This window comes from Roseateles sp. GW821-FHT02E12, from assembly GCF_059421665.1.
Window position 1 is genome coordinate 1,190,263 of the sequence record NZ_JBWKVK010000001.1, and the last position, 24,136, is coordinate 1,214,398.

At 69.6% G+C, this 24,136-nt stretch carries 23 protein-coding genes; 19 read left to right on the plus strand and 4 right to left on the minus strand.

The window, feature by feature from the left end:
- Window positions 1–154: 154 nt before the first annotated feature.
- The 4 genes from AC07V5_RS05645 to AC07V5_RS05660 are packed head-to-tail and all read left to right on the plus strand — an operon-like array spanning window position 155 to window position 4,370.
- Complete coding sequence (locus tag AC07V5_RS05645) at window positions 155–1,456, plus strand: UDP-N-acetylglucosamine 1-carboxyvinyltransferase (protein ID WP_495114641.1); 1,302 nt, start codon at window positions 155–157, stop codon at window positions 1,454–1,456.
- Window positions 1,457–2,359 (plus strand): TIGR02285 family protein, encoded by a 903-nt coding sequence (locus AC07V5_RS05650; protein ID WP_495114642.1) that lies wholly within the window; start codon window positions 1,457–1,459, stop codon window positions 2,357–2,359.
- Window positions 2,356–3,264: a pseudouridine synthase gene (locus tag AC07V5_RS05655; RefSeq protein ID WP_495114643.1), complete on the plus strand. Its 909-nt coding sequence runs from the start codon at window positions 2,356–2,358 to the stop codon at window positions 3,262–3,264. Before AC07V5_RS05650 ends, AC07V5_RS05655 begins: the two co-directional genes overlap by 4 nt.
- Entirely contained in the window at window positions 3,261–4,370 is a 1,110-nt protein-coding gene (locus AC07V5_RS05660; protein ID WP_495114644.1) for a GGDEF domain-containing protein, read from the plus strand. Before AC07V5_RS05655 ends, AC07V5_RS05660 begins: the two co-directional genes overlap by 4 nt.
- Here AC07V5_RS05660 and AC07V5_RS05665 read toward each other — a convergent pair.
- A complete protein-coding gene (locus tag AC07V5_RS05665; RefSeq protein WP_495114645.1) occupies window positions 4,342–5,049 on the minus strand; it encodes a hypothetical protein in 708 nt (235 codons plus the stop codon). The genes AC07V5_RS05660 and AC07V5_RS05665 overlap by 29 nt on opposite strands.
- Window positions 5,050–5,087: 38 nt before the next feature.
- Between AC07V5_RS05665 and AC07V5_RS05670 the strand changes: the two genes are divergently transcribed.
- Both AC07V5_RS05670 and AC07V5_RS05675 read left to right on the plus strand, forming a co-directional pair.
- Entirely contained in the window at window positions 5,088–5,966 is an 879-nt protein-coding gene (locus AC07V5_RS05670) for an amino acid ABC transporter substrate-binding protein (protein WP_495114646.1), read from the plus strand.
- Between the two features lie 93 nt (window positions 5,967–6,059).
- Entirely contained in the window at window positions 6,060–7,046 is a 987-nt protein-coding gene (locus tag AC07V5_RS05675; protein ID WP_495114647.1) for a GGDEF domain-containing protein, read from the plus strand.
- Window positions 7,047–7,049: 3 nt separating this feature from the next.
- Here the strand turns inward: AC07V5_RS05675 and AC07V5_RS05680 are convergent, their stop codons facing one another.
- Together AC07V5_RS05680 and AC07V5_RS05685 are read right to left on the minus strand one after the other, a co-directional pair.
- The gene (locus AC07V5_RS05680; RefSeq protein WP_495114648.1) at window positions 7,050–7,868 is read right to left on the minus strand and encodes an HDOD domain-containing protein; all 819 of its coding nucleotides are present in this window, start codon (window positions 7,866–7,868) and stop codon (window positions 7,050–7,052) included.
- Between the two features lie 37 nt (window positions 7,869–7,905).
- Window positions 7,906–8,667 (minus strand): TSUP family transporter, encoded by a 762-nt coding sequence (locus tag AC07V5_RS05685; RefSeq protein WP_495114649.1) that lies wholly within the window; start codon window positions 8,665–8,667, stop codon window positions 7,906–7,908.
- A gap of 457 nt (window positions 8,668–9,124) precedes the next feature.
- On the opposite strand from AC07V5_RS05685, the gene AC07V5_RS05690 reads away from it, so the two are divergent.
- The 13 genes from AC07V5_RS05690 to AC07V5_RS05750 all read left to right on the plus strand — a co-directional run bounded on the left by AC07V5_RS05690 (window position 9,125) and on the right by AC07V5_RS05750 (window position 23,628).
- On the plus strand, window positions 9,125–10,501 hold the full coding sequence (locus tag AC07V5_RS05690; protein WP_495114650.1) for a TIGR03790 family protein: 1,377 nt from the start codon (window positions 9,125–9,127) through the stop codon (window positions 10,499–10,501).
- A 103-nt stretch (window positions 10,502–10,604) separates the two neighbouring features.
- Window positions 10,605–11,027, plus strand: a complete 423-nt coding sequence (gene gspG, locus AC07V5_RS05695) for a type II secretion system major pseudopilin GspG (protein ID WP_495114651.1) — start codon at window positions 10,605–10,607, stop codon at window positions 11,025–11,027.
- 8 nt (window positions 11,028–11,035) lie between these two features.
- Complete coding sequence (locus AC07V5_RS05700; protein ID WP_495114652.1) at window positions 11,036–12,229, plus strand: type II secretion system F family protein; 1,194 nt, start codon at window positions 11,036–11,038, stop codon at window positions 12,227–12,229.
- Window positions 12,226–13,737 carry a GspE/PulE family protein gene (locus AC07V5_RS05705; RefSeq protein ID WP_495114653.1) on the plus strand — a complete coding sequence of 504 codons (1,512 nt, stop codon included), beginning with the start codon at window positions 12,226–12,228 and terminating at the stop codon, window positions 13,735–13,737. Before AC07V5_RS05700 ends, AC07V5_RS05705 begins: the two co-directional genes overlap by 4 nt.
- Window positions 13,730–14,854, plus strand: coding sequence for a hypothetical protein (locus tag AC07V5_RS05710; protein ID WP_495114654.1), 1,125 nt, complete (start codon window positions 13,730–13,732; stop codon window positions 14,852–14,854). Before AC07V5_RS05705 ends, AC07V5_RS05710 begins: the two co-directional genes overlap by 8 nt.
- Window positions 14,851–15,366, plus strand: coding sequence for a hypothetical protein (locus AC07V5_RS05715; protein ID WP_495114655.1), 516 nt, complete (start codon window positions 14,851–14,853; stop codon window positions 15,364–15,366). Before AC07V5_RS05710 ends, AC07V5_RS05715 begins: the two co-directional genes overlap by 4 nt.
- The gene (locus AC07V5_RS05720) at window positions 15,363–15,881 is read left to right on the plus strand and encodes a hypothetical protein (protein WP_495114656.1); all 519 of its coding nucleotides are present in this window, start codon (window positions 15,363–15,365) and stop codon (window positions 15,879–15,881) included. Before AC07V5_RS05715 ends, AC07V5_RS05720 begins: the two co-directional genes overlap by 4 nt.
- Window positions 15,878–18,058 (plus strand): secretin GspD/PilQ domain-containing protein, encoded by a 2,181-nt coding sequence (locus AC07V5_RS05725; RefSeq protein WP_495114657.1) that lies wholly within the window; start codon window positions 15,878–15,880, stop codon window positions 18,056–18,058. The genes AC07V5_RS05720 and AC07V5_RS05725 overlap by 4 nt, the downstream gene beginning before the upstream one ends.
- A 9-nt stretch (window positions 18,059–18,067) precedes the next feature.
- Window positions 18,068–18,535, plus strand: coding sequence for a prepilin-type N-terminal cleavage/methylation domain-containing protein (locus AC07V5_RS05730; RefSeq protein ID WP_495114658.1), 468 nt, complete (start codon window positions 18,068–18,070; stop codon window positions 18,533–18,535).
- Window positions 18,535–18,915 carry a type II secretion system protein gene (locus tag AC07V5_RS05735; RefSeq protein ID WP_495114659.1) on the plus strand — a complete coding sequence of 127 codons (381 nt, stop codon included), beginning with the start codon at window positions 18,535–18,537 and terminating at the stop codon, window positions 18,913–18,915. The genes AC07V5_RS05730 and AC07V5_RS05735 overlap by 1 nt, the downstream gene beginning before the upstream one ends.
- On the plus strand, window positions 18,915–19,451 hold the full coding sequence (locus tag AC07V5_RS05740) for a type II secretion system protein (protein ID WP_495114660.1): 537 nt from the start codon (window positions 18,915–18,917) through the stop codon (window positions 19,449–19,451). Before AC07V5_RS05735 ends, AC07V5_RS05740 begins: the two co-directional genes overlap by 1 nt.
- Window positions 19,452–19,616: 165 nt before the next feature.
- On the plus strand, window positions 19,617–20,450 hold the full coding sequence (locus tag AC07V5_RS05745) for an NF038120 family PEP-CTERM protein (RefSeq protein WP_495114661.1): 834 nt from the start codon (window positions 19,617–19,619) through the stop codon (window positions 20,448–20,450).
- A 34-nt stretch (window positions 20,451–20,484) separates the two neighbouring features.
- On the plus strand, window positions 20,485–23,628 hold the full coding sequence (locus AC07V5_RS05750; protein WP_495114662.1) for a S8 family serine peptidase: 3,144 nt from the start codon (window positions 20,485–20,487) through the stop codon (window positions 23,626–23,628).
- A 93-nt stretch (window positions 23,629–23,721) separates the two neighbouring features.
- Here AC07V5_RS05750 and AC07V5_RS05755 read toward each other — a convergent pair whose 3' ends face one another.
- On the minus strand, window positions 23,722–24,114 hold the full coding sequence (locus tag AC07V5_RS05755) for a hypothetical protein (protein ID WP_495114663.1): 393 nt from the start codon (window positions 24,112–24,114) through the stop codon (window positions 23,722–23,724).
- Window positions 24,115–24,136 lie beyond the last annotated feature (22 nt).

Consider the following 24,136-nt stretch of genomic DNA (forward strand, 5'->3'; position numbering starts at 1 on the left):
TTCGACGCCTGCCGAAGGACGGCCGCCATGCAGGGCGGCCGGCATGATTCCCACAGCTCGGAACAAAGCTTCCGGGCCGCGGCCGATGCGCCGCGCCGCAAACGCCGACAATGCCACTGCGCGCCGCTTGCGCGCACTGAAATCCAGTCATTCGATGTCCCATCTGATCGTCCACGGCGGCACACCCCTGTCCGGCCGCATCGTCCCCTCGGCCAACAAGAACGCCGTCCTGCCCATCCTCTGCGCAACGCTGCTCACCCGGCAGCCCGTGCGCCTGCGCGGGGTGCCCGAGATCACCGACGTGAAGAAGATCGTCGAGGTCTTCCGCAAGCTCGGCTCCCAGGTGGAGCTGGACTTCAAGACCGGCATCCTTGACGTGCACCACCGCGACACCCACTTCGACCCGGCGACCGACCGCCTGCCCGAGGAAATGCGTTCGTCCATCATGCTGGTGCCCGGCCTGATGGCGCGCTTCGGCGCGGCGCGCATCGAGGACGACGTCAAGGGCTGCACGCTGGGCGCGCGCGAGATCGACCCGCACGTGGAGGTGTTTGAGCGCTTCGGTGCCCAGGTGCAACGCCTGCCGGACGGTCTGGTGCTGCGCGTTCACCGCCCGCTGACGGCCAATGCCCATTGGACCGACTACGCCTCCGTCACGACGACCGAGAACTTCGTGCTCTGCGCGGCCCTGGCAGACGGCGTGTCCACGCTGACCAACGCTGCCAGCGAACCGCACGTGCAGGAGTTCTGCAACTTCATGTCGCTGCTGGGCGCGAAGATCGAAGGCCACGGCACGTCCAAGCTGAAGATCACCGGCGTCGAAGCGCTCGGTGGCGCGGACTACACCTTCACGGAAGACTTCCACGAGATCGTCACCTTCCTGGCCTTGGGCGCCATCACGGGCGGCGACGTGCGCGTGAAGAACAGCGCGCCGGAGATGTTCCCGCTGCTGGACCGCACCTTCGCCAAGTTCGGCGTGCAGATCGTGCACGAGGACGGCTGGAGCCGCTGCGTGACGACGGGCCCGCTCAAGGTGAAGGAGCCCTTCACGCGCAACATCCTGCAAAAGGTCGAGGCGGCGCCCTGGCCCTATGTGCCGGTGGACCTGCTGCCCATCTTCGTGGCGCTGGGCGTCAAGGCCGAGGGCAGCGTGATGTTCTGGAACAAGGTCTACGACGGCGCGATGGGCTGGACCAGCGAGCTGGCCAAGTTCGGCGCGCACGCCTTCCTGAGCGACCCGCACCGCATGATCACCTTCGGCGGCAAGCCGCTGAGCCCGGCCGAGGTCGAGAGTCCCTACATCATCCGCGTCGCCATCGCGCTGCTGATGGTGGCGGCCAGCATCCCGGGCAAGAGCGTGATCAAGAACGCGACACCGATCCGCCGCGCCCACCCCAACTTCGTCGAGCACATCGGCGAACTGGGCGCGCGCATGGAGTGGGTCGAGGGAGATTGAGTGTTGCGCTGCTGGCTCGCGGCCGCATGCCTGGTGGCTTCGGCTGCTGAGGCCGCGCCGCCCGTCGACACCATCCGCTGGGTGGCCCAGGACGTGCCGCCCCACTTCAGCTTCGTGCAGGGCCGCCCGCCGCGCTCCATCGCCGAGCTGGGGCATGGCGAGGTGGACGGCTTCATGCGCGTGCTGCTGGCGCGCATGCCCGCGTACCGGCATGAGTTCGTCGAGTCCAGCACGGCCCGCTACGAGGCCGAGAGCCGGCGCGGCCAGACGCTGTGCTCGACCATGCACGTGCGCACGCCCGAGCGCCTGCAGTGGGCCTATTTCTCCCACCTCTACCCGCCGCTGATCTCGCGCGAGCTCCACGTCATCGTGCGGCGCGACCTGATGGACAAGCTGTCTCAGGGGCGGCCGCAGGATGGCCGCCTGCTGCTGTCCGAGCTGCTGAAGCGCTCCGAGCTGCGCCTGCTGGTGGCGCGCGACCGCGCCTTCGGTGCGCAGATCGACAGCCTGCTGTCCCAGTACACCGTGCCGCGCATGGCCGTCGGCGCGCAGCTCAGCAGCCAGCTGCTGGACATGCTGCGTGCCGGCCGCATGGACTACACGCTGGAGTACCCGTCCGTCGTCAAGGACTACCTCGGCCGCGTCGGCGACCCCGGCGCGTTGGTGGCCCTGCCGGTGGCCGAGGGCCTGAGCACGCTGCTGGCCACCGTGTCCTGCAGCCGCACGCCCGAAGGCCGGCGCCACATCGAGGCCATCGACGCCGCCGTGCGCGAACTGGCGCGCGAGCCCAGACGCGAGGCCTGGGTGCGGGAGTGGCGCGGCGAGCGCTCCGACCCGCAGGACATGAGGCGCTTGAACGCCTACATGGATGAGCGCGCCCGCGGCGGGGCTCGCATCGAGTGAGCCGCCCCCCCAAGCCGGCGCTGCCGCTGCGCGAGGGCGTGGCGGCCAGCGCGGTGTACTGCCCCGCAGGCCCCTGGCCTACGCTGACGGCTTTCCTCGACGAGCGCCTGCCGCGCGTGCTGGACTGGGCCGATCGCATCGCGCGTGGCGACGTGGTGGACGATGCCGGCGTGCCACTGCCCGCGGCGCCCTACGTCGCTGGGTGCCGCGTCTACTACTGGCGCCACCTCGATGTGGAGCCCGAGGTGCCGTTCGAGGCGCGCATCGTCTTCCAGGACGAGCACCTGCTGGTGGCCGACAAGCCCCACTTCCTGCCCGTCACGCCCAGCGGCATCTACGCCCGGCAGACGCTGATGTCCCGGCTGCGCCACGCCACCGGCCTGGTGGACCTCAACCCCGTGCACCGGCTGGACCGCGAGACGGCCGGTCTGGTGGTGTTCAACCTGCGGCGCGAGGAGCGTGATGCCTACCACCGCCTGTTCCGCGACCGTGCCGTCGAGAAGGTCTACGAAGCCATCGCGCCGCTCGGCGCCGGACCCTGGCCGCGCGTCCTGCGCCATCGCCTCGTGGAGCCCGGCGGTGAGGGCTTCATGCAGATGCAGGTCGTCGACGGTGAGCCCAACGCGGAAACCTGGGTCGATCTCATCGAGCCCCTTTCCGGCGGCCTGGCGCGCTACGAGCTGCGCCCGCACACCGGCCTGCGCCACCAGCTGCGCGCCCAGATGAATGCGCTGGGCCTGCCGCTGGTGGGCGACCGCATCTACCCCGTGCTGCAGCCGCACGAGAACCCGCCGAGCTTCGACGCGCCGCTGCAGCTGGTGGCCCGCGCGATCTCGTTCACGGACCCCGTCACCGGCCTGTCGCGAGCCTTCCAACGCGGCACCGCGACAATCGCGCAGCCATGACCGCCGCCACCCCCCAAGCCCAAGTCCAGGAGCTGCGCCGCCAGCTGCAGTCCCTGCTCGACGCTGCCACGGCCAACGAGCGCAAGCTGGACCGCTTCGACGCGCTGGAGCGCCGCCTGATCGCCGTGACGTCGATGGAGGAGCTGGTCAACCTGCTGCTCGTTGATTGCCGCGCCGACTTCGGCCTGGACGCCGCCGAGCTCTGGCTGCTGGACCCCGACGAGGAGTTGCGCCGCGCGCTGCCGGCCCTGCCCATGGTCAAGGCGCCCCAGCTGCTGGACGGCCATGGCCCGCTGAAGGACTTGTTCGGCGCCGCGCGCACGACCCGCCTCATCGGCCCCGGGCCGGACGAGGGGCTGCTCGCCAAGGCCTTCGCGCCGGAAGCCGGCGTGCGCTCGGCGGCCCTGCTGCCGCTGATCCGCCAGGGCCTGCTGATCGGCAGCCTGCACCTGGGCTCGCGTGACCCGGAGCGCTACGACGCCGCCTCGGGCACCAAGTTCCTGGATCGCCTGTGCGCCATCGCTGCCATCGCCATCGAGAGCATGCTCAACCGCGAGCGCCTGCGCCGTGCCGGCATGACTGACGGCCTGACCGGCGTGCACAACCGGCGCTACTTCGACCACCGCAGCCTCATCGAATTCAGCCAGGCCGTGCGCCACCGCTATCCGCTGGCCTGCCTGTTCCTGGACATCGACCACTTCAAGGCCATCAACGACCAACACGGCCACCCGGCCGGTGACGAGGTGCTGCGCCAGGTCGGGGGGCTGATCCTGCGGTCCCTGCGCACCGGCGACCTGGCCGCGCGCTATGGCGGCGAGGAGTTCGTCGTGCTGCTGCCGCGCACCGACCTGACCGGTGCCTGCGAGGTGGCGGAGCGCATCCGGCTGATGGTGCAGGAGGCGCCGTTCATCACGCCGGACGGTGGCACCGTCGGCGCGACGCTGTCGGTCGGCCTGGCCATGCTGCCGGCCGGCGCGACGAGTTTTGCCGAGCTGCTGTCGGCGGCCGACCGGGCTGTCTACGAGGCCAAGCGCGCAGGCCGCAACCGCACCGTGGCCGCTGAAGGCGGTGAGCCGATCAGCGCAGCCACTGCAGTTGCATCGTGAACATGTCGCCGCGGCTGCCGTAGGTCTTGCCGAACACATAGGCCGCGTTCAGCGTCACCGTGTCCGGCCCCTGGTCCCACAGCGTGGCCAGCAGGGCCGGCCCGGCGCGGTGTGAGCGGCGCGCCCGCGGCGCCCAGTGGTTCCACTGGCCCACCTCGCTGAAGCCCTCGACACCGACGCGCCAGCCCGGGGCCACGCGGTAGACACCGCGCCACTGCAGCTTGAGCCGCGTGTCGTGCTTGGCGCTGTCGTACTCCCAGAACACGCCGGCATTGAGCTTGAGCCGCCCTAAGTCGGTCTGCCAGACCGGGCCCAGCTCCAGCGCATTGCTCTCGCCGCGGTTGCGCGTCAGTTGGGCGTGGATGCCGAGGTCATAGGGTTTCTCGCCCTGGGTCAGCAGCACGACGTTCTGCCAGTTCAGCGTCGACAGCACCTGGTCGGACGCGCCGTAGCCGATCCAGCTGGCCAGCAGCCGTGTCGTCCAGCGCGTGTTGACCCCGTAGCTCAAGCCCAACTCGGGCCAGAGCGTGGCCTCCTCGCCCGGCGACTTGACGGTCCAGTAGCGTGCCTCAGTGCCGACGCGGCCGGCCTGGTCATAGGGCGTGACGATGTAGTACCCAGGGTCGGCCGCGGCCGGGCTGGAAAGTGCTGCAAGCATCAACCAAAGCCAACTTCGCATGAGCAGACTCTAGGGGGCTGAATCACAATGGCTCGGCCATGAAAACCCTGCCGCCGTTCCTCCTCGCCATGGGTCTTGCTGCCGCTGCCCATGCCGGCCCGGCGCTGGAACGCATCCAGTCAAGCGGTCGCATCGTGCTCGCCCACCGCGAGTCCTCCGTGCCCTTCAGCTATCTGCTGCCGGACGGCCGCCCGGTCGGCTACGCCGTGGACCTCTGCCTGAAGGTGGCCGAAGCGGTGCGCAAGAAGCTCAAGATGGGCACGCTGAACCCGCAGTTCCTGCTGGTGACGCCGGCCAACCGCATCCAGATGGTGGCCGACGGCAAGGCCGACCTGGAATGCGGCTCGACGACCAACAACGCCGAGCGCCGCGAGAAGGTGGCCTTCACGGTGCCCCACTACATCACCGGCGCGCGCTACCTTGTCAGAGCCGACAGCGGCATCACCGAACTGGCGCAGCTGGAGGGCAAGACGCTGGTGTCCAGCAAGGGCACGACCCCCCTGAAGTCCATCACCCAGGCCAACAATGAGCGCGGGCTGCGGATCAATATCGTCGAGGCGCCGGACCACGCCAAGGCCATGGAGATGCTGGCCGCCGGCCAGGCCGATGGTTTTGTCATGGACGACGTGCTGCTCTACGGCATCGTTGCCGGCCGCCCCGACGCGGCCAAGTTCCGCGTCGTCGGCAAGTTCCTGACCATCGAGCCCCTGTCCATCGTGCTGCCCAAGGGCGACGCCGAGCTCAAGGCCATCGTCGACGAAGAGATGAAGCGCCTCATCGGCAGCCGCGAGGCGCACGCGCTCTACGAGCGCTGGTTCATGAAGCCCATCCCGCCCAAGAACACGGCGCTCAACCTGCCGATGAACTACCTGCTCAAGGACTTCTGGAAATACCCCTCGGATCAAGTGCCTTATTGAGCCGAGCGTCGCGCCCCCTGACAAACCCCGAGACAACAGCCCGCACAGGGCGCGCTGTGGCCGTGACAATTTGTTCAGCAGTCCGCCTCTCCGATGAGCACCGATTCCCTCGCCGAACCCTTGAGCCACGTCAGCCCGCGCAGGCTGGGTTCGCTGCGGTTGCGGCTGACGCTGGCGGTGCCGCTGCTGACGGCCCTGATCGTCGCCGTCTTCGAGTGGAGCCTGGGCGGCTACGAGTCGCCGACTGAGGGCCTGGCCCGCACGGCCTGGCTGGTGCTGCTGATCAGCGCTGCACAGCTCATGCTCATCGAAGCCCTGCTGCTGCGGCCGCTGCGCCAGCTGGCGGCCGGCTGCGAGGCGATGGAATCGGCCCCCGTGCCGTTGACACCCGAGGCCGCGGTGCCGACGCCCGGCCTCACCGTCGAGCTGGACCGCATCGGCCACGCCATGCTACGCGCCCGTGGCTCGCTGTGGCAGCAGGACCAGGACGCCCGCGAGTTGCGCCGCGAGCTGGCTCAGCAGCGGCATCAGCTGCAGGAGGCCCATGCGGCGCTGGAGGCCAACCAGCGCGAGCTGGCCAGCCTGGCGCGCACCGATGCGCTGACCGGCATCGCCAACCAGCGCGCCTTCGACGAGGCCCTGCGCCGCGAGTTCAAGCGTGCCCAGCGGCTGCGCGGCCTGATGGCCGTGGCCGTGCTGGATCTGGATCAGTTCAAGCAGTTCAACCTCGCCCACGGCACGGCTGCTGGCGACGCGGCGCTGCAGCGCGTGGCGTCGCTGCTCAACGACCGCTTCAAGCGCGACACCGATGTCGTCGCCCGGCTGGGCGGCGAGGAGTTCGTCGCGCTGCTGCCCGGCTTCGGCATGGCCGAGGCCCAGGGCGTGCTGGAGTCACTGCGCGACGATCTGCGCGCGCTGCGGCTGCCGGATGGGCAGGGCGGCTTGACGCTGAGCGTCGGCCTGGCGGCCGTCAGCCCGGCTCACCCGTACCTGAGCGCTCAGGCGCTGCTGCAGGCGGCCGACGAGGCGCTGTACATCGCCAAGCACGCCGGGCGGGATCGCCTCAGCCTCGCAGCTTGAGATTCAGCGCCCGTGTTCCTGGGCGGCCATCAGCTGCTCGTTGACGCGCCGCGCCGCGCGCAGCACCAGCGTCTCGTCGAGCTGCGCCTGGGGCGCGATCTGGCTGGCGATGTCGTCGAGCTGATCGGGGTGGCTCAGCAGCGCCCAGGCCACCGTCGAGATCGCCGCGACGCTGCGGCGCGCGAGGGCCTCGGGCATGGTCAGCGAGGCCTGGATGTCGACGTGGTGGCGCACGCTGGCCACCGCCGCAGGGGCCAGGCCCCAGCTCTCGCACAGCGCCGCGCCCAGCGCGTCATGGCTGACGCCGAAGGCAGTCCGCTCTAGCTCCACGAGCTCGGCGTCGCGCGGCGCCGCGCGCAGCATGGCCGGGTAGTGGGTCGGTGCGTGGCGGTACAGCACCGCCTTGCCGCATTCCTCGAACAGGCCGGCCGAGTGGGCGGCCCAGGGGTCCACGCCCAGCATCTGGCCCATGCGGCCCATCAGCAGGCCGCGCTGCGAGGCGCGCGTCCAGACCTGTTCCAGCTCGGCCGCGGCCGGGAAGGCGGCGCGCAGGCCCATCTCGAAGGTGATGGCTGCCACCTCGCGCATGCCGAGGTAGGTGAGCGCCTGGTGCACGGTCTGCACCCGGCCGCGCAGGCCGTAGAGCGAGGAGTTGACCGCCTTCATGACGGCGGCCGCCAAGGCCATGTCGGTCTCGACCAGGGAGGACATGGCCTGCAGGTCGATGTCCTCGGCTGCCATCAGCAGCGAGAGCTTGACCAGGACCTCGGGCTGGGTCGGGATCTCGATGTCCAGATTACGCAGTTGAGGATCGACGGGCATGGTGAATGTGGGGCGCTGGGGAATGCTTGATGGTAGATCAGCGGAAGAAGGCGTCCCAGGCTGTTTTGAGGATGAGAGCGCCGACGACCGTGATGAAGACGCCACGCACGAAGCCGGCGCCATGCTTGAGCGCCAGCCGCGTGCCGGCCAGGCTGCCGATGACGTTGGTGACGGCCATCACCCCGGCGACGTGCCACCAGATGTGGCCCTTGCTGACGAAGAGCACGATCGCGAACGCATTGGTCAGCAGGTTCATCAGCTTGGCCGTGGCCGACGCGTGCAGGAAGTCGTAACCCAGCAGTCGCACGAACAGGAAGACGAAGAAGCTACCGGTGCCGGGGCCGAAGAAGCCGTCGTAGAAACCCACCGTCAGCGCGATGCCGCCGGCCACCAGGGCCTCGGCCCGGCCGGTGAAGCGCGGGCGGTGCTCGCGGCCGAGGTCTTTCTTGGCCAGCGTGTAGAGGAACACCGCCAGCAGCACCAGTGGCAGCGCCTTGCGCAGGCCGTCGGGGCTGACGAGGGTCAGCACCCAGGCGCCGGTGAAGCTGCCCAGGCCGGCCAGCACGGCGGCGGGCATCAGGCGGCGCCAGGGCAGGGAGACGCGTTTCACGTACTGCACCGTCGCCCAGCCCGTGCCCCAGATAGCCGCGGCCTTGTTCGAGCCCATCAGCGTGGCTGGCGGCGCGTTCGGGAAGGTGCTGAACAGGGCTGGCGTGAGGACAAGGCCGCCGCCGCCGGCCACGGCGTCGATGAAACCTGCGAGCAGGGAGGCGAAGGCGACGATAGCGAGATCGAGCATGTCTTTGGTTCTATCAGAACGTGCGACGCGGCCGCCGTGCCTTCATCGGGCCGAGCGCCGGGCCGCTCCCAAGCCGGCCCGTCAGGCGATGTTGACCGGGCTCGATGCCAGGTCAATCGCCGTCCCCTCGGGGGACCGGCTAGGCACGCCCGCGTTCAGCGGGGCGAGACTGGACGAGGGGCCAAAAGAAAACGGCCACCAAGGGGTGCCTTGGTGGCCGGTGTGATTGTCTTCGGGGTTACGAAGCAACCTTGTGCGCTTGTCGCTTGTCTTGTCTCCTCACAACCCGCCCGGCGGTCCTGAACCGGAGTCCGGAACCGCGTCGAGTGCCGAGAATGTATTGCCCCGCCACGGTGCATGAAACTGGGGTAAGCCCGGGTTCGCTGGCTACGAAAGGTGCGTTTGCGCCCCAAATGAGTGCATTCCGCGGGCCGTCGGGGCTGTGAGAATCCAGCTCATGCGCCGCTTCTTCCCTGTGCTGCTGACCCTGTTGCTGACCCTGCTGAACGCCTGCGGGGGCGGTGGAGGCGGCAGCAGTGGTGGAGGCGATGACGGGGGTGGTGGCATAGGGCAGACGTTGACGTTGACCCTGCCCGCCACTGGCCTGGCGCCGGCCGATCTGGCGGTCGTCGTGGCCGAGGGCGATGCCCTCAGCGAAGCGGTGAGCGCGGCCTACCTGGCGGCGCGTGGCGTGCCGGCCGCCAACCTCGTCCGCGTACGGGTGAACACCGCCCTCGACGTGATCTCGGCCGCCGACTTTGCGTTGCTTAAAGCCGACATCGACGCCAAATTGCCGGCCGGCGCCCAGGCCACCCTGCTGACCTGGGCCGCGCCCAGCCGCGTTTTTGGCACCTGCAGCATGGGCATCACGAGCGCGATGGCCTTTGGCTTCGACGCCCGCTACTGCAACCCCAGCCCGTCGACTGACCTGTGCGCCAACACCGCTGCGTCGCCGCTTTACGACAGCGAGGCGCGCCGGCCCCAGGGCGAACTGCAGATGCGCCCGTCCATGCTGCTGGGGGCGCGCACGCTGGCGGCGGCCCAGGCCTTGATCAACCGTGGTGTTGCCGCCGACGCCAGCCGCCCGGCCGGCGAGGGTTGGCTGGTGCGCACGACCGATACCGACCGCAGCGCGCGCTCGAACGATTTCGTCGGGCTGCCCTCGGCCTGGAGCGGCGCGCTGGCGCTGAACTACGTCGACAACAGCGCCGGCCCGGCCAGCGCCAATTCGCTGTCCGGTAAGAGCGGCGTGCTCTTCTATCTGACGGGCCTGGCCAGCGTCGGCAATCTGTCGACGCTGCAGTTCCGCCCGGGCGCGCTGGCCGACACGCTGACCTCCAGCGGCGGCGTGCTGCCCGCCGGCAACGGCCAGATGCCCATCACCGCCTGGCTGGATGCCGGCGCCACCGCCAGCTATGGCACCGTCGAGGAGCCCTGCAATCTGCAGCAGAAGTTCTCGCGCGCCTCCGTGCTCATCGACCAGTACTGGCGTGGCGCGACGGCTATCGAGGCCTACTGGAAGGCCGTGCAGTGGCCGGGGCAGGGCCTGTTCGTCGGCGAACCGCTGGCCCAGCCCTTCCGCGACGCGCCCAGCTTCGCCATCGTGGCCGGCGAGTACCAGATCAAGACGCGCAGCCTGCGCCCGAACAGCCGCTACAGCCTGCAATACCTGCAGGGCTCGACCTGGACGACGCTGGCCAGCTTTACAGGCGTGCGCGGCCAGCTTCTCGACGGCCGCGCGCCGCTGCCGCCGTCTGCGGCCACGCGCATCCGCTGGCAAGGCCCCTGCCCGGACAACGCCGCCAATACCTGTACGCTGGCCCAGTCGTCCTGAGACCCGTTCACATCCGACCCTGAGAATGCGGGTCGGTCAAATCCCGATTGCCCAGCGGCGCCTGCCGTTGAACAGTCGCCCTCCCGCTGTACCCTGCCCGACCATGTCCCGCCCTTTCTTTGCTCGCCCGCGCGGCTTCACCCTGCTTGAACTGCTGGTCGTCATGATCATCATCGGCCTGCTGGCCGGTTACGTCGGGCCGAAGTTCTTCGGCCAGATCGGCAAGAGCGAGGTCAAGGCGACCCGGGCCCAGATCGACGCGCTGACCAAATCGCTGGACCAGTACCGCCTGGACGTCGGCCGCTATCCCAGCACCGAGCAGGGCCTGGCGGTGCTCGTCACCAAGCCGGCCGACGAGCCCAAGTGGGCCGGGCCGTATCTCTCCAAGGCGGTGCCCAAGGATCCCTGGGGCAATGAATACCAATACCGCAGCCCTGGCGAACATGGCGAATACGACCTGCTGAGCCTGGGCAAGGACGGGCGCCCCGGTGGCGAGGGTGAGGACGCCGACCTCACCTCCTGGTGACCCTGACCGTGCCTCAATTCCAAACCCGCGTGCTGCGCGCGGGCGCCGTCAGCGCAGAACGAGTAGAGGCCCCCGACCGCGCCGCCGTGGCCGCGGTTTTGGGCGTGCCGCCCCAGCACGTGTTGGAGGTCCGCGAGGTTGCGGCGGTCGAGAGCAAGAAGCCCTGGCGTCGCAACGCCCGATTCCCGCTGCAGCTCTTCAGCCAGGAACTCGCCGTGCTGCTGGATGCCGGCATCGCGCTGCTCGAGGCGCTGAACACGCTGCGCGAAAAGGAAGGCCAGCCCGGCGTGCGCGCCGCGCTGGACGCCGTCATCGGTCAGATCGAGCAGGGCCAGCCGCTGTCTGTCGCGCTGCGCCAGCAACCGCAGGCGTTTGATGAGCTGATCTGCGCCATCGTCGCGGCCAACGAGCGCACCGGCCAGTTGTCCACCGCGCTGGCCCAGCACGCGCGCTACCTCGGCTGGGTCGACGCATTGCGCTCGCGGCTGGTGGCGGCGCTGGTCTATCCGCTGATGCTGCTGGGCGTCGGCTCGCTCGTCATCCTCTTCCTGCTGCTGTACGTGCTGCCGCGCTTTGCCGGCATCCTGGAGCAGACCAGTGGCGACCTGCCCTGGGCCTCGCGCGTGCTGATCGAGTTTGGCCAGACGGCCGGTGCGCATCCGGGCCTGGTCATCGGCGGCATCGTGGCCGTGGGCTTTGCGATCTTCACGCTGCTGCGCCAACCGGTGGTGCGCCAGCGCGCACAGGCGGCGCTGTGGACGTTGCCCGGCCTGGGCCCGCGGCTGCGCGTGCTGGCGCTGGCGCGGCTTTACCGGTCGCTGGCCATGCTGCTGGCCTCGGGTGTGCCAGCACTGGCGGCGCTGCGCATCGTTGTCGACGTGGTGGCCGCACCCTGGCGCGCCGCCGTGCAGGCCGCGGCCGCGCAGATCGAGCGCGGCGAGCGCTTGTCGGCTGCCTTCGATTCACAAGATCTCGCAACGCCGGTGGCGCGCCGCATGCTGCGCGTGGGTGAGCGCAGCGGCGAGGTGGCGGCCATGTTGGAGCGCGCTGCCGCCTTCCACGACGAAGAGGCGGCGCGGCTGACCGACCTGCTGTCGCGCCTGGTGAACCCGGCGCTGATGCTGATCATGGGTGTCTTGATCGGCGGGATCATCGTGCTGATGTACTTGCCGATCTTCCAGCTGGTGGAGCAGGTGCAATGACGACCTCCCTGGCGGACTGGCTGCCGGCCGAGCAAGGCCCTTGGCACCTCGACTTCGAGCAATGGCCCCAAGCCCAGGCCCAGCGCTGGCGCGCCGTGCTGGCCGTGGGTGCCGACAACAAGCGCGTGCTGCTTGCCGAGCGCGATGAGGACGCGATGCTGCTGCAAAGCGTCGAGTCGCGGCTGAACGCGCCGGTGGGCTGGCAGCGTGCGTCGGCCGAGGCCGTGACGCACTTCCTCGGCGCCGGCGAGGCCGACTTCCGCGCGCTGTCCGACGTCGAGGACGCACTGACCGCTGTCGAGGACCATACCGAGGAGCTGTCCGCTCTCGCGATGTCCGAACAGGCCAGCCCCGTCGTGCGCCTGCTCAACGCGACGATCTACGACGCGTTGCAAGACACCGCCTCCGACATCCACATCGAATGCACGGCACGCGGCGCGGCGATCCGCTTCCGTGTCGACGGCGTGATGGCCGTCGTGCGCCAGGTGGAGAGCCCGCAGGTGGCCGAGCAGCTGGTGTCGCGCCTGAAGGTGATGGCCGAACTCGACATCGGTGAGCGCCGCCTGCCGCAGGACGGCCGCTTCAAGCTGCGCGTGCAGGGCCGCGAGATCGACTTCCGCTTGAGTGTGATGCCCAGCGTGTTCGGCGAGGACGCCGTCATCCGTATCCTGGACCGCGCGGCCATCGCTCGCGCCGGCTCGCTGACGCTGGACTCGCTGGGCTTCGGCGACGACGAGCGCGCCGCCATCCGCCACCAGGCCCGCCAGCCCCACGGCATGCTGCTGGTGACCGGCCCGACCGGCTCCGGCAAGACGACCACGCTGTACGCGACGCTGGCCGAGATCCACACCGGTGCCGACAAGATCATCACGATCGAAGACCCGGTCGAGTACCAGCTCAGCGGCGTCGTGCAGATCCCCGTCAACGAAAAAAAGGGCCTGACCTTCTCGCGAGGCCTGCGCTCCATCCTGCGCCACGACCCCGACCGCGTCATGGTCGGCGAGATCCGCGATGCCGAGACCGCACAGATCGCCGTGCAGGCCGCGCTGACGGGCCACCTGGTGTTCAGCACCGTCCACGCGAACAACGCCTTCGACGTCATCGGCCGCTTCATGCACATGGGGCTGGACCTCTACAACGTCGTGTCGGCCTTGAACGCAGTGCTGGCCCAGCGCCTCGTGCGCTTGACGTGCAAGCACTGCGCGCAGCCGTTCGAGCCCGACGCCGTGACCCTGGCCCGACACGGTGTCATCAACGGCAACTTCCTGAAGGGTGAGGGCTGCGGCCACTGCCGCGGTACCGGCTACAAGGGCCGGCGCGCGGTGGCTGAGCTGCTCAAGCTGGACGACGGCCTGCGCGACCTGATTGCTGCGCGTGCGCCGATGTCCGAGATCAAGGCTGCCGCCAAGGCGCGTGGCATGAAGTCGCTGCGCGAGATGGCGCTGGCCGCCGTCTGCCGCGGCGACACCACTTTCGAGGAGCTGGAACGTGTCACCCTCGATGAGTGAGCGCCTGCGCCAGCAACTTTCCGCGCGGCTCGCCAAGCCGCGGCGGCTCTTCGTCACGCCCGGCGGGGACGAGTTCGCGGCCTGGTGTCGCGACATGCCCGGCACCGCGGTCGAGCTGGTCGTCAGCGCCAAGGCGCTGCATGAATTGGTCGCCGAGCCCGGCCTGCCGCTGGCCGACCTGGACGCCGTGCAAGCCTATGCCCAGCAGCAGTTCGCCCACTACTTTGGCGCCACCGCGCAGCGCTTTGCCATCGCGCCTTGGCGGCTCGGTGAGGCAGCCGGTGCGTCGGCTCTGCATGGCCTGGACCTGGCCGCGCTGCGCGCCCAGGCCGACGCCGCCCGCGTGCGCCTCGCCGCTGTGCGGCCCGCCTGGAGCGCGTGGCTGGCTTCGCTGCCGGCCGCAACCCGCGCCGGCTCCGGCCGCGCGGTCTGGCATGAAGGTGACGTTGCCGTCGTCATCCAGCTCGACCGCGGTCGGGTGACGGGCCTGCAATCGCGCCGCGTGCAGAGCCTGGCCGACCTCGGCAGTGACGCGCCACTCGCCATCGGCACGCCCGCCGACGAACTCATTCCCCAACCCGGGCCCGCAACGCCGCAGCCCGATTTCCTGCCGCGCTCGGGCCGGTCGCCACTGGCTTGGCCGCTGGCCGCGACCGGCGCCCTGGTGCTGGCCACGGCCGCGTGGAGCGCCGTCGACAGCCACCGCACGCTGGATGCCGCCCAGGCCGCGCGCGACCGCGTTGCCACGCTGCGGCCTGCGGCAACGCCCAAGCCCGCCGCACGCAGCCGCACCGAGCCTGCCGAGAACCGTGCCGCCCTCGAAGCCCGCGCCTTGCTGGCCATGCCCTGGGAGCCGCTGCTGACCCGTGTCGAGACCGCAGGCGCCGACGCCAAGACCATCGCCTGGCTTGGCCTGGAAGCCAGCGCCGGCCGCGGCGAGCTGCGCCTGGAAGGCCTGACGCCCGACAAGCTGCTGGCCCTGCAACTGGCCGAGCAGCTCGGCACCACGCCGGGCTGGCGCCAGGTCGTGCTGTCGCGCTTCTCGGCGGCCGAGACGGGCCTGACCGGCCAGCGCTTCGAGATCAATGCCCGCGTGGTGAACGGAGGCGGCTCGTGAACCGGCCCGCTGTCGTCATCAAAGCCCTCGGATGGCCCGGTTTCGCCGGCCTCGCCGCGCTGCTGCTCGCGGTGGCCGCCGTCGTGCTGGGCCAGCGCTGGGACGCCCAGGCCGTCAAGCTGCAGGCCGAAGCCCGCGAGTTGCGTGCCAAGGCCCGGCCCGCCGCTGCAGCCACGGCGGCGCCGATCAGCGTGCAGCAATGGCAGGCCACCTTGCCGTCTTCCGCGGGCCGTCAGCAGCGCCTGGCCGACCTGCTGGAGCTTGGCATCCGCCTCGACCTCAACGGCGCCCGCACCGAGCACCGTTTGTCCACCAGCGAGGGCCTGGAAAGGCTGCGCGTGACGATGCCGGTGACCGGCAGCTACGCCCAGGTGCGCCGCTTCATCGCCGCAGCGCTGGAGCACGACCCGGCGCTGAGCCTGGACGCGATCAAGCTGCGCCGCGTCAGTCCGATGAGCGCCGATGTGGACGCTGAGTTGCAGTGGTCGCTGCACGGGAGGGCCGCGCCGTGATTCAGCGACGTCAGCTCATGCTCGGCGGCGCCCTTGTCGCGACGCTGGTGGCGACTGCCTGGGTCGCTACACGCCCCGACGACGAGGCAGCCACCACGGTCGCCGCGCCGGCTCGCCGCCCGGCTGCCGTCGCTTCATCCACGCCCGCCGCGCCCGCGCCGGTGGACGGAACCCGTCAGCCTTGGGCCGAGGCGCCCGCCGCCCAGCTCGCGGCCTGGCAACCACCGCCTCCCCCGCCACCGCCCCCTGCGCCGCCACCCGCTGTGGCCGGGCCACCGCCGCCGCCCGTCGCACCGCCGCTGCCCTACCAGATGATCGGCCGCGTTGTCGAAGGCGAGGGCAGCAAAGCCGTCGAGGTTGCGCTGCTGACCGGCCCGAACAAGGCCTTGAGTGCCAAGCGCGGCGACGTCATCGACGGCCAGTGGCGCGTCGAGCAGGTGTCCGACAGCGGCGTGCGCCTGACCTGGCTGCCCGGCCAGCTCCCCCAGAACATCGTCTTCAGGCCCATCCCATGAAGCAGCTCCTCATTCTCTTCAGCGTCGTGCTGCTCGTGGCCTGCGCCAACCCGGCGCTGCGCGAGGCCGAAGACCTCGGCCGCAGCAACCAGTGGCCGGTCGCGCTGCGCGTGCTGGATGACGCCCGCGCCAAGGACCCGAGCGACCCGCAGCTGCGCGCCGCCCAGGTGCGCGCTCGCGAGCAGGCCACGGCCCGGCTCATCCTGCAGATCGAGGCGCTGCGCGGCGCCGGCCGCTGGGACGAGGCCGCGGCGCTGCTGAGCCAGCTGGCCTTGGCCGACGCCAGGCACCCGCGCCTGGCCGCGCTGACGGCCGAGGTTGAACGCAGCCGCCGCCAGGATGCGCAGCTCGCCAGCGGCCGCGCCGCGCTGAAGGAAGGCCGCATCGAGCGCGCCGACGCCGTGGCGCGCGAGATCCTGGCCGAGTCGCCCCAGCACCCCGGCGCCCGCCTGCTGGCCAGCCAGGTCGCGCAGTCGCGGCCGCTGGAGTCGGCGGTCGGCGAGCTGGGTCCGGCCTTCCAGAAGCCGGTCACGCTGGAATTCCGCGAGGCGCCGCTGCGCCAGGTGTTCGAGGCGCTGGCGCGTTCCAGCGGCGTGAACTTCGTCTTCGACAAGGACGTGCGCGCCGATGCACGCGTGACGATTTTCCTGCGCAACGTGACGATGGACGAGGCCATGCGCGTCATCCTCAACACCCAGCAGCTCGACCGCAAGCTGCTCAACGAGACCTCGGTGCTGATCTTCCCGAACACGGCCGCCAAGCAACGCGAGCACCAGGAGCTGATCACCCGCACGCTGTACCTCACCAACGCCGACGTGAAGCAGGTGCAGGCGCTGGTGCGCACGATTGCCAAGGTGCGCGACATCCACATCGACGAGCGCCTGAACCTGCTCGTCGTGCGCGACACGCCGGAGGTGCTGCGCCTGGTGGAGAAGCTGATCGCATCGGTCGACCTGCCCGAGCCCGAGGTGATGTTGGAGGTCGAGGTGATGGAGCTGGCCACCGACCAGGTCGACACGCTGGGTCTGCAGTGGCCCGAGGAAGTGCAGCTCGGTATCAGCGATGCGTCGGGCGCGGTCCCGTCGCGCGTCTTCATCGGCGGCAGGAACCCCATCAACTTCCGCGCCAGCATTGCCAACCCGAGCGTCATTGCCACGCTGCGCGGCACGGCGGGCAACTCCAACATCCTGGCCAACCCCAAGATCCGCGTGCGCAGCCGCGACAAGGCCAATGTTCATATCGGCCAGAGGCTGCCCGTCTTCACCACCACCACCAACTTCACCGGCCAGACCTCAGTCGCCGCATCGGTGAACTATCTGGACGTCGGCTTGAAGCTCGATGTCGAGCCGACCATCCAGCTCGACAACGACGTCGTCATCAAGATCGGCCTGGAGGTCAGCAACCTGATCCGCCAGGTCTCCGGCCCGGGTGGCACGACAGCCTACGAGATCGGCACGCGCAAGACCTCCACCGTGCTGCGCCTGGCCGATGGCGAAACGCAGGTGCTGGCCGGCCTCATCAATGACGAGGACCGCAAGAGCGGCGCCGGCATCCCGGGCCTGTCGCGCATCCCGGTGCTGGGCCGCCTGTTCGGCACGCAGACCGACACGCGCAACAAGACCGAGGTGGTGCTGCTGATCACGCCACGTGTCGTGCGCAACCTGGCCGTGCCGGATGCGTCGCTGACGCGCCTGGCCAGCGGCACGGACGGCAGCCCCGGCGCGTTCAGCAGCCTGCTGCGGCGCGAGGCCAGGGTGGGTGTGGCGCCGAGCAGCGGCACGGTGACCCCGATGGCCCCTGCTGCGGCTGCGGCCCAGCCCGCTGCGGCACCCGCCGAGGCCGCGCTGAAGCTGGACGTGACGCCCCAGGTGCCGGCCGGCGGCACAGTGTCGGTCGCGCTGAAGAACGACAGCGGCCTGCAGATCAAGGGCGAGCTGGAATATGACCCGGCCAAGCTGGCGCCGGCGCAGCCGATGCCGGGCGCGGCACCGGGCCGCTATCCCATCGAGCTGCCGCCGCGGGGCGAGCGCGTCGTTGCGCTGCGCGCCTTGCCGGCGGCCGCGGGCCAGGTGCTCAACATCAACTTGAGCAGCCTGTCCGCCTCGGGCCTGAACGGCGAGTCGGCACCGGTGCGGGTGGATGGCACGGGGCTGCTGGCCGTCGAGGCGGCGAAGTAGATCGAGGCCATGCGCACCCGGGGCTTCACGCTGATCGAGATGCTGGTCGTGCTGGCCATGCTGGGCGTGCTGGCGTCCGCGGCGCGGCCGCTGCTGGAGCTGTCGGTGCAGCGCAGCCGTGAGCATGAGCTGCGGCAGTCGCTGCGCACGCTGCGCGAGGCCCTGGACGCCTACAAACATGCCGTCGAGGCCGGGAGCGTCGCGCAAAGCCCGGAGGACAGCGGCTACCCGCAGAAGCTGGAGCAGTTGGTGGACGGCGTGGCCGATGCGAAGTCGCCCAATGGCCGCAAGCTCTATTTCCTGCGCCGCCTGCCGCGCGACCCCTTCGCGCCGCCGGAGCTGCGTGCCGCGGAGAGCTGGGGCCTGCGCGCCTACGACAGCCCGCCCGACGGCCCGCGTGCGGGCAAGGACGTGTTCGACGTGTTCTCGCGCTCCGAGCGCAAGGCGCTGGACGGCTCGCGCCTGAAGGACTGGTGATGCGGCGCAACCGTGGCTTCACGCTTATCGAGCTCATCGTCGTCATGGCCATCGTGGCCCTGCTGGCCTCCATCGCCGCGCCGCGCTATTTCGCGTCGCTGCACAAGAGCAAGGAGACGGCGCTGCTGCAGTCGCTGACGACGATGCGCGACGCGATCGACCAGTACGCCGCCGACAAGGGCCGCTACCCGGACTCGCTGCAGGAGCTGGCCGCGGCGCGCTACATCCGCGACATCCCGGAGGACCCGCTGACAGCCAGCCGCGAGAGTTGGGTCGAATTGCCGCCGCCGGCCGACATGCAGGCCACCGGCCGCGTCTGGGACGTGCGCAGCGGCGCCGCCGGGCGCAGCGCCGATGGGCGGCTTTACGCTGATTGGTGATGGCTAGGCTCTCTGCCGCGCAGACTCCTGGGGGCCAGCGCGGCTACAGCTACTTGGCCGTTCTTTTCCTCGTCGCGGTGACGGCCGCCGCGCTGGCCGGCCTAGGCCAGGCCTGGAGCACGGCGGCGCAGCGTGAACGCGAGCGTGAGCTGCAGTTCCGCGGCGAGGCGATTGCCGACGCGATCACGCGTTACCAGAAGGCAGGCGTGACGGCGCTGCCCGAGCTGCCGCGCAGCCTGGACGATCTGCTCGAGGACCGCCGCGGCGCTGCGGTGCGGCATCACCTGCGCCAGCGCTATGTCGACCCCTTCACCGGCGAGGCGGACTGGGAGCTCGTGCCCCAGGATGCCGACAAGTCGCGCTTCGGTGCAGTGCGCAGCCGCTCCGCCCACGCGTTGCTGCGCGAGCAGGCGCCGGACGGCACGGTGTTGCGCAAGGCCAGCGACTGGTTGTTCGTTGCCCCTCCGCTTGAGGGGCGCCAGAAACCCGCGGTCGCCGCGCCGGGTGCCAGCGCACCTGCATCCGTGCCCCGCTAACGGTCTGTCTTACTAGAAAGAAAAACCCTTCGCGATGCTTGTCGGTCAGGGAATACCCGTGACCCCCTCAAGCGCGGGAAGGGCAAGTCGGGATGCCCCCCTTAGCCCCCCGTCAGAAGAATCGGATCCCTGTCCATTCCTTCACGGAGTTGGCCGGCAAGCGGCTTGCTGGTCGGTGTTCGGGTACAGCCCGGCCCCTGGCCTCCACCGTATCAAGGTGCGCAACACCAACATCATTGGTTTTCGATTGGGGTCCCACACATGAAGCATTTCTGGAAAAAGTCCGCGCTGGCCGCGGTCACCCTCTTGAGTCTGGGCATTGCCCAGGCCGCCGTCATCGATTTCGAGGAGCCGATCAACTCGCCGTTCGCGCCGTTCGCGCCGCTGTTCACCCACAACAACGAGTTCTACCAAGGCAACTTCTGGATCGACACCCTGTCGGCCAAGGCTGGCGCGGTTGACACCGACATCGTCGGCGCGTTGATCGACGGCACCGATCTGGCAGGCACCTGCGTCGGCATCACCTGCCCGACCAACAACAGCTCGCATTTCATGGCGATGCTGAACGACGGCTACTTCTACGTCGGTTCCATGACCGGTGACAAGGTCAAGTTCTCGAGCGTCAAGGCTTCGTTTATCGGCGCCTCCGGCGACACGATTCCTGCCGTGGCCGCCCTCCTGCAGGTGTCCGCCTACAACAACGCCGGCACCGTGCTGGCAACCCAGAACTTCAACATCGCCGGCCTCACTGGTGGCGTGCTGAGCTTCGCGACCCTGACCGGCAACGCCGCGCTGCAGGCCGCCCAAGCCGACTTCATCCGCATCCGCGCCTACGCTTGCGATGCTTCCGGCTCTTGCCTGGCCAACGGCAATGACAAGGCCCAGTTCGCACTGGACGATCTCAACGTCACCGCGGTTCCCGAGCCCGCTACCTTCGGCCTGATGGGCCTGGGCGTGGTTGGCCTGCTCGCCTATTCGCGCCGTCGTCGCGACGCCTAAGCCGTCGACACGTCCAAACGCAAAGGAACCCAACATGATGAAACTCAAGCCCGCAGCTCTGGCCACCCTGGTGCTGCTGTCCACACTGGCCGCCGGCGCACACGCCCAGGCCCGCAAGACCTACATCGTCCAACTCAAGGATGAGCCGGCCGTCACCTACAAGGGCACCGTCGCTGGCCTGGATGCCACCGCGCCCGCCGCCGGTGAGTCCTTCCGCTACGCCCGCCCCGAAGTGCTGGCCTACACGGCCTACCTGGAGCAAAGCCAGGCCACCGTCGCTGCAGCCATCGGCAACGCACCCGTGCTGGCCCGCTACACCAACGTCTTCAACGGCATGGCGCTCAGCCTGACCGAAGACCAGGCCCGCCAACTGGTTGGCAACAGCCAGGTCGCCGGCATCTGGGAAGACGAAGCCCGTCAACTCGACACCATCTCCACCAGCAAGTTCCTGGGCCTGACGGCGCCGGGCGGCCTGTGGTCGCAGACCGTGGGTGGCTTCGCCAACAAGGGCGAGAACATGGTGATCGGTGTGGTCGACCTGGGCATCTGGCCCGAGAACCCCGCCTTCTTCGACCGCGTTGACGCCAATGGCGTGCCGAGCAACAACCCGGCCGACACCCAGGTTTTCGGTCCCAAGCCCGCCACCTTCACCGGTAGCTGCATGGCCGGCCCTGGCATCGACCCGGCCAAGCATTGCAACAACAAGCTGGTCGCCATCAAGCACTTCAACGCTGGCTTCATCGCTTCCGGCAACACCCCGCACTGGACCTCCTTCGCGTCTGGCCGGGATGACCTGGGTGGTGCCACCGGCCACGGCGGCCACGGCGACCACACCGCCTCGACGGCGGCTGGCAACTCCAATGTCGGCGCCATCGTGAACGGCATCGTGCTGGGCCAGGCTTCCGGCATGGCGCCGCGTGCTCGCGTTGCGTCCTACAAGGTCTGCTACACGTATGTGAACGCCGCCGCGACCGACGGCACTGGCAGCCAGAACAGCTGCTTCAACTCCGACTCGGTCGCCGCCATCGATGCGGCCGTGGCTGACGGCGTCAACGTCATCAACTACTCGATCAGCGGCTCGCAGACTTCGGTCAACGACCCCGTCGAGCAGGCCTTCTACCGTGCCGCCCTGGCCGGTGTGTTCGTCGCCGCCTCCGCTGGCAACAGCGGCCCGGGTACGGCCGTCGCCCACATCAGCCCGTGGCTGTCGACGATCGCTGCCTCCACGCACGATCGCGCCTTCTCGGCCGACGCGACGCTGGGCAATGCCGCCAAGTACACCGGCGCCTCGGTGAACCAGACGGCCCTGGCCTCGGCCTCGCTGATCCGCGCGGAAGACGCCGGTATCGCCGGCGCCAGCGCCAACCTGAACCTGTGCTTCAGCAACCCGCTCGAACTGGACCCCGCCAAGGTGGCCGGCAAGATCGTGATCTGCACGCGCGGCAACAACGCCCGTGTCGACAAGAGCTTGGCTGTGCTGAACGCCGGTGGCGTTGGCATGATCATGATGGACAACGGCAGCGGCCTGGTTGCCGAAGCCCACTCGGTGCCGACAGTTCACGTCACGACCGCCGACGGCACGGCCATCAAGGCCTACGCCCAGACGGCCGGCGCGACCTCCAGCATCAGCCAGTTCTACATCGGCACCACCGCGGCGCCGATCATGGCCAACTTCTCGTCGCGTGGCCCCAACCAGGGTGACAGCAACATCCTGAAGCCTGACCTCACCGCCCCTGGCGTTGACGTCATCGCTCAGGTGACCCCGGCTCTGAGCCAAGTCGACCGCGACGCCGTCGCCGCAGGCACGCTGGTGCCGGGACCGGCCTGGGCTTCCTACCAGGGCACGTCGATGTCCAGCCCGCACGTGGCTGGCATCGCACTGCTGCTGAAGCAGGCTCACCCGACCTGGGGCCCCGCCGCGATCAAGTCGGCGCTGATGACGACCGCCTACAGCACGCTGAACGACGGCCTTGCTGGTCTGTCCAACGGCCTGCTGCCCTGGTCGCAAGGTGCCGGCCACATCGACCCGAACAAGGCCACGGACCCTGGCCTGGTCTACAACGCTGGCAAGAACGACTGGGTCAAGTACCAGTGCAAGGTGAACCGCGCAGCGGTCTCGCCGGCCAGCGACTGCACGACCATCGGCACGCTGAATGACTCCTACGAGCTGAACCTGGCCAGCATCACCGTCGGCAACGTGCTCGGCAGCGCTACGGTGCCGCGTACGGTGACCAACGTCGGTGCCGCCAGCGCCACCTACACGGCCACCGCCAGCGTGCCCGGCTTCACGACCGTCGTGACGCCGTCGTCGTTGACCCTGGCCCCGGGTGCGACCGGCTCCTTCACGGTCAAGCTGACCGCGACGACGGCCGCCGATGGCGTCTGGAACTACGGCCAACTGGTCTGGAGCGATGGCACGCACAGCGTCCGCGCCCCGGTGCAGGCCAAGATCGGCAAGCCGATCTCGGCACCGACCGAGTTCACCGACACCAAGACGTCCGGCAGCAAGCTGTTCACGGTCCGCACCGGCTTCGCCGGCAAGATGGGCGTGACCAAGGGTGGCATGAAGGACGTGACGATGGGTGCACCGGTGGTTCTGACGTCCGATCAGAACGCCGACCTCGTTGCTGCCTGCCAGGCTGGTACCGACACGGCTGCTGTGAAGGTCTACAGCTTCGCCGTGCCGGCCGGCACCATCGTCGCCCGCTGGGCTCTGCGCAATGCCGACGTGCTGCCGGTTGCCAGCGACCACGACCTCGTTGTCGTCGGTCCGGCCAACACCGTGCTGGGCTCGTCGGGTGGTTCGACCTCGCAAGAGCAGGTGCAACTGGTTGCCCCGGCAGCCGGCAACTACAAGGCTTGCGTGCAGGCCTATGACGGCGCCGCCGCGATGACCCACTCGCTGTCGAGCTGGATCGTCAAGACCGGTGACGGTGCTGGCCTGAACGCCCTGGTGCCTTCTACGGTCTACGCGGGCGGTTCGTCCACGGTCGGCCTGAGCTGGTCTGGCCTTGCCACTGGCAAGCGCTACGTTGGCGGTGTGCAGTTCCAGGATGCCGGCGGTACCACGCAGGCCACCACGACGCTGCGCATCTCGACCGACGGCAGCGTGCCGGTGCTCAACGAGCCCAACCCGACGTCCGTCAAGTCCAAGGCCACCACCGTCGCTGCACAGTAAGCGTCGATGAAAGGGCGGCTCCGGCCGCCCGGTCTCAGCACGATGGCCGCATGCCGAAAGTTATGCGGCCTTTTTCGTTGGGTTTGGCCGTCGTCAGCGGGCCGAGGCGCCCGCCGTGCTGGCGATCTCGCAGCGGCGCGCCACGCAGGCCGCGCCCGGGTCGGCCACCATCGCGCAGTTGGAGAGCATGCCGCTGGCCTCGATCTCGCGCTTGTGCGCTTCAGACTGGCGCTTGGCCAGCTCTGCCAGGCGCTTGGCGTCCGTGCCCTCGGTGGACCAGGCCCAATACCCGGCTGGCCCGCCGCAGGCCTTGGCGCCCACCGGCAGGCTGCGGCATTGGCTGTCGGTCGTGCAGGCGGCCGGCCCGATCAGCGTGCGCAGCTCGCGGGCCAGCCGTTGCGACTCCGGCTCGGCCGGTGTCTGGGCGCAGCTGGCCAGCGCAGAGGCGGCCAGCAGGGCCGTCAGCAGATGTTGAAGTGGTTTCATGGTGGGCCATGTTGCGGCCGCC

What these genes read in the sequence shown, in the direction of transcription:
- AC07V5_RS05645 (WP_495114641.1), top strand. Translation starts at nt 155, where the DNA reads ATGTCCCATCTGATCGTCCACGGCGGCACACCCCTGTCCGGCCGCATC.
- AC07V5_RS05660 (WP_495114644.1), top strand. Translation starts at nt 3,261, where the DNA reads ATGACCGCCGCCACCCCCCAAGCCCAAGTCCAGGAGCTGCGCCGCCAG.
- AC07V5_RS05665 (WP_495114645.1), bottom strand. Translation starts at nt 5,049, where the DNA reads ATGCGAAGTTGGCTTTGGTTGATGCTTGCAGCACTTTCCAGCCCGGCC.
- AC07V5_RS05670 (WP_495114646.1), top strand. Translation starts at nt 5,088, where the DNA reads ATGAAAACCCTGCCGCCGTTCCTCCTCGCCATGGGTCTTGCTGCCGCT.
- AC07V5_RS05675 (WP_495114647.1), top strand. Translation starts at nt 6,060, where the DNA reads ATGAGCACCGATTCCCTCGCCGAACCCTTGAGCCACGTCAGCCCGCGC.
- AC07V5_RS05680 (WP_495114648.1), bottom strand. Translation starts at nt 7,868, where the DNA reads ATGCCCGTCGATCCTCAACTGCGTAATCTGGACATCGAGATCCCGACC.
- AC07V5_RS05685 (WP_495114649.1), bottom strand. Translation starts at nt 8,667, where the DNA reads ATGCTCGATCTCGCTATCGTCGCCTTCGCCTCCCTGCTCGCAGGTTTC.
- AC07V5_RS05690 (WP_495114650.1), top strand. Translation starts at nt 9,125, where the DNA reads ATGCGCCGCTTCTTCCCTGTGCTGCTGACCCTGTTGCTGACCCTGCTG.
- gspG (WP_495114651.1), top strand. Translation starts at nt 10,605, where the DNA reads ATGTCCCGCCCTTTCTTTGCTCGCCCGCGCGGCTTCACCCTGCTTGAA.
- AC07V5_RS05705 (WP_495114653.1), top strand. Translation starts at nt 12,226, where the DNA reads ATGACGACCTCCCTGGCGGACTGGCTGCCGGCCGAGCAAGGCCCTTGG.
- AC07V5_RS05710 (WP_495114654.1), top strand. Translation starts at nt 13,730, where the DNA reads ATGAGTGAGCGCCTGCGCCAGCAACTTTCCGCGCGGCTCGCCAAGCCG.
- AC07V5_RS05725 (WP_495114657.1), top strand. Translation starts at nt 15,878, where the DNA reads ATGAAGCAGCTCCTCATTCTCTTCAGCGTCGTGCTGCTCGTGGCCTGC.
- AC07V5_RS05730 (WP_495114658.1), top strand. Translation starts at nt 18,068, where the DNA reads ATGCGCACCCGGGGCTTCACGCTGATCGAGATGCTGGTCGTGCTGGCC.
- AC07V5_RS05735 (WP_495114659.1), top strand. Translation starts at nt 18,535, where the DNA reads ATGCGGCGCAACCGTGGCTTCACGCTTATCGAGCTCATCGTCGTCATG.
- AC07V5_RS05740 (WP_495114660.1), top strand. Translation starts at nt 18,915, where the DNA reads ATGGCTAGGCTCTCTGCCGCGCAGACTCCTGGGGGCCAGCGCGGCTAC.
- AC07V5_RS05750 (WP_495114662.1), top strand. Translation starts at nt 20,485, where the DNA reads ATGATGAAACTCAAGCCCGCAGCTCTGGCCACCCTGGTGCTGCTGTCC.
- AC07V5_RS05755 (WP_495114663.1), bottom strand. Translation starts at nt 24,114, where the DNA reads ATGAAACCACTTCAACATCTGCTGACGGCCCTGCTGGCCGCCTCTGCG.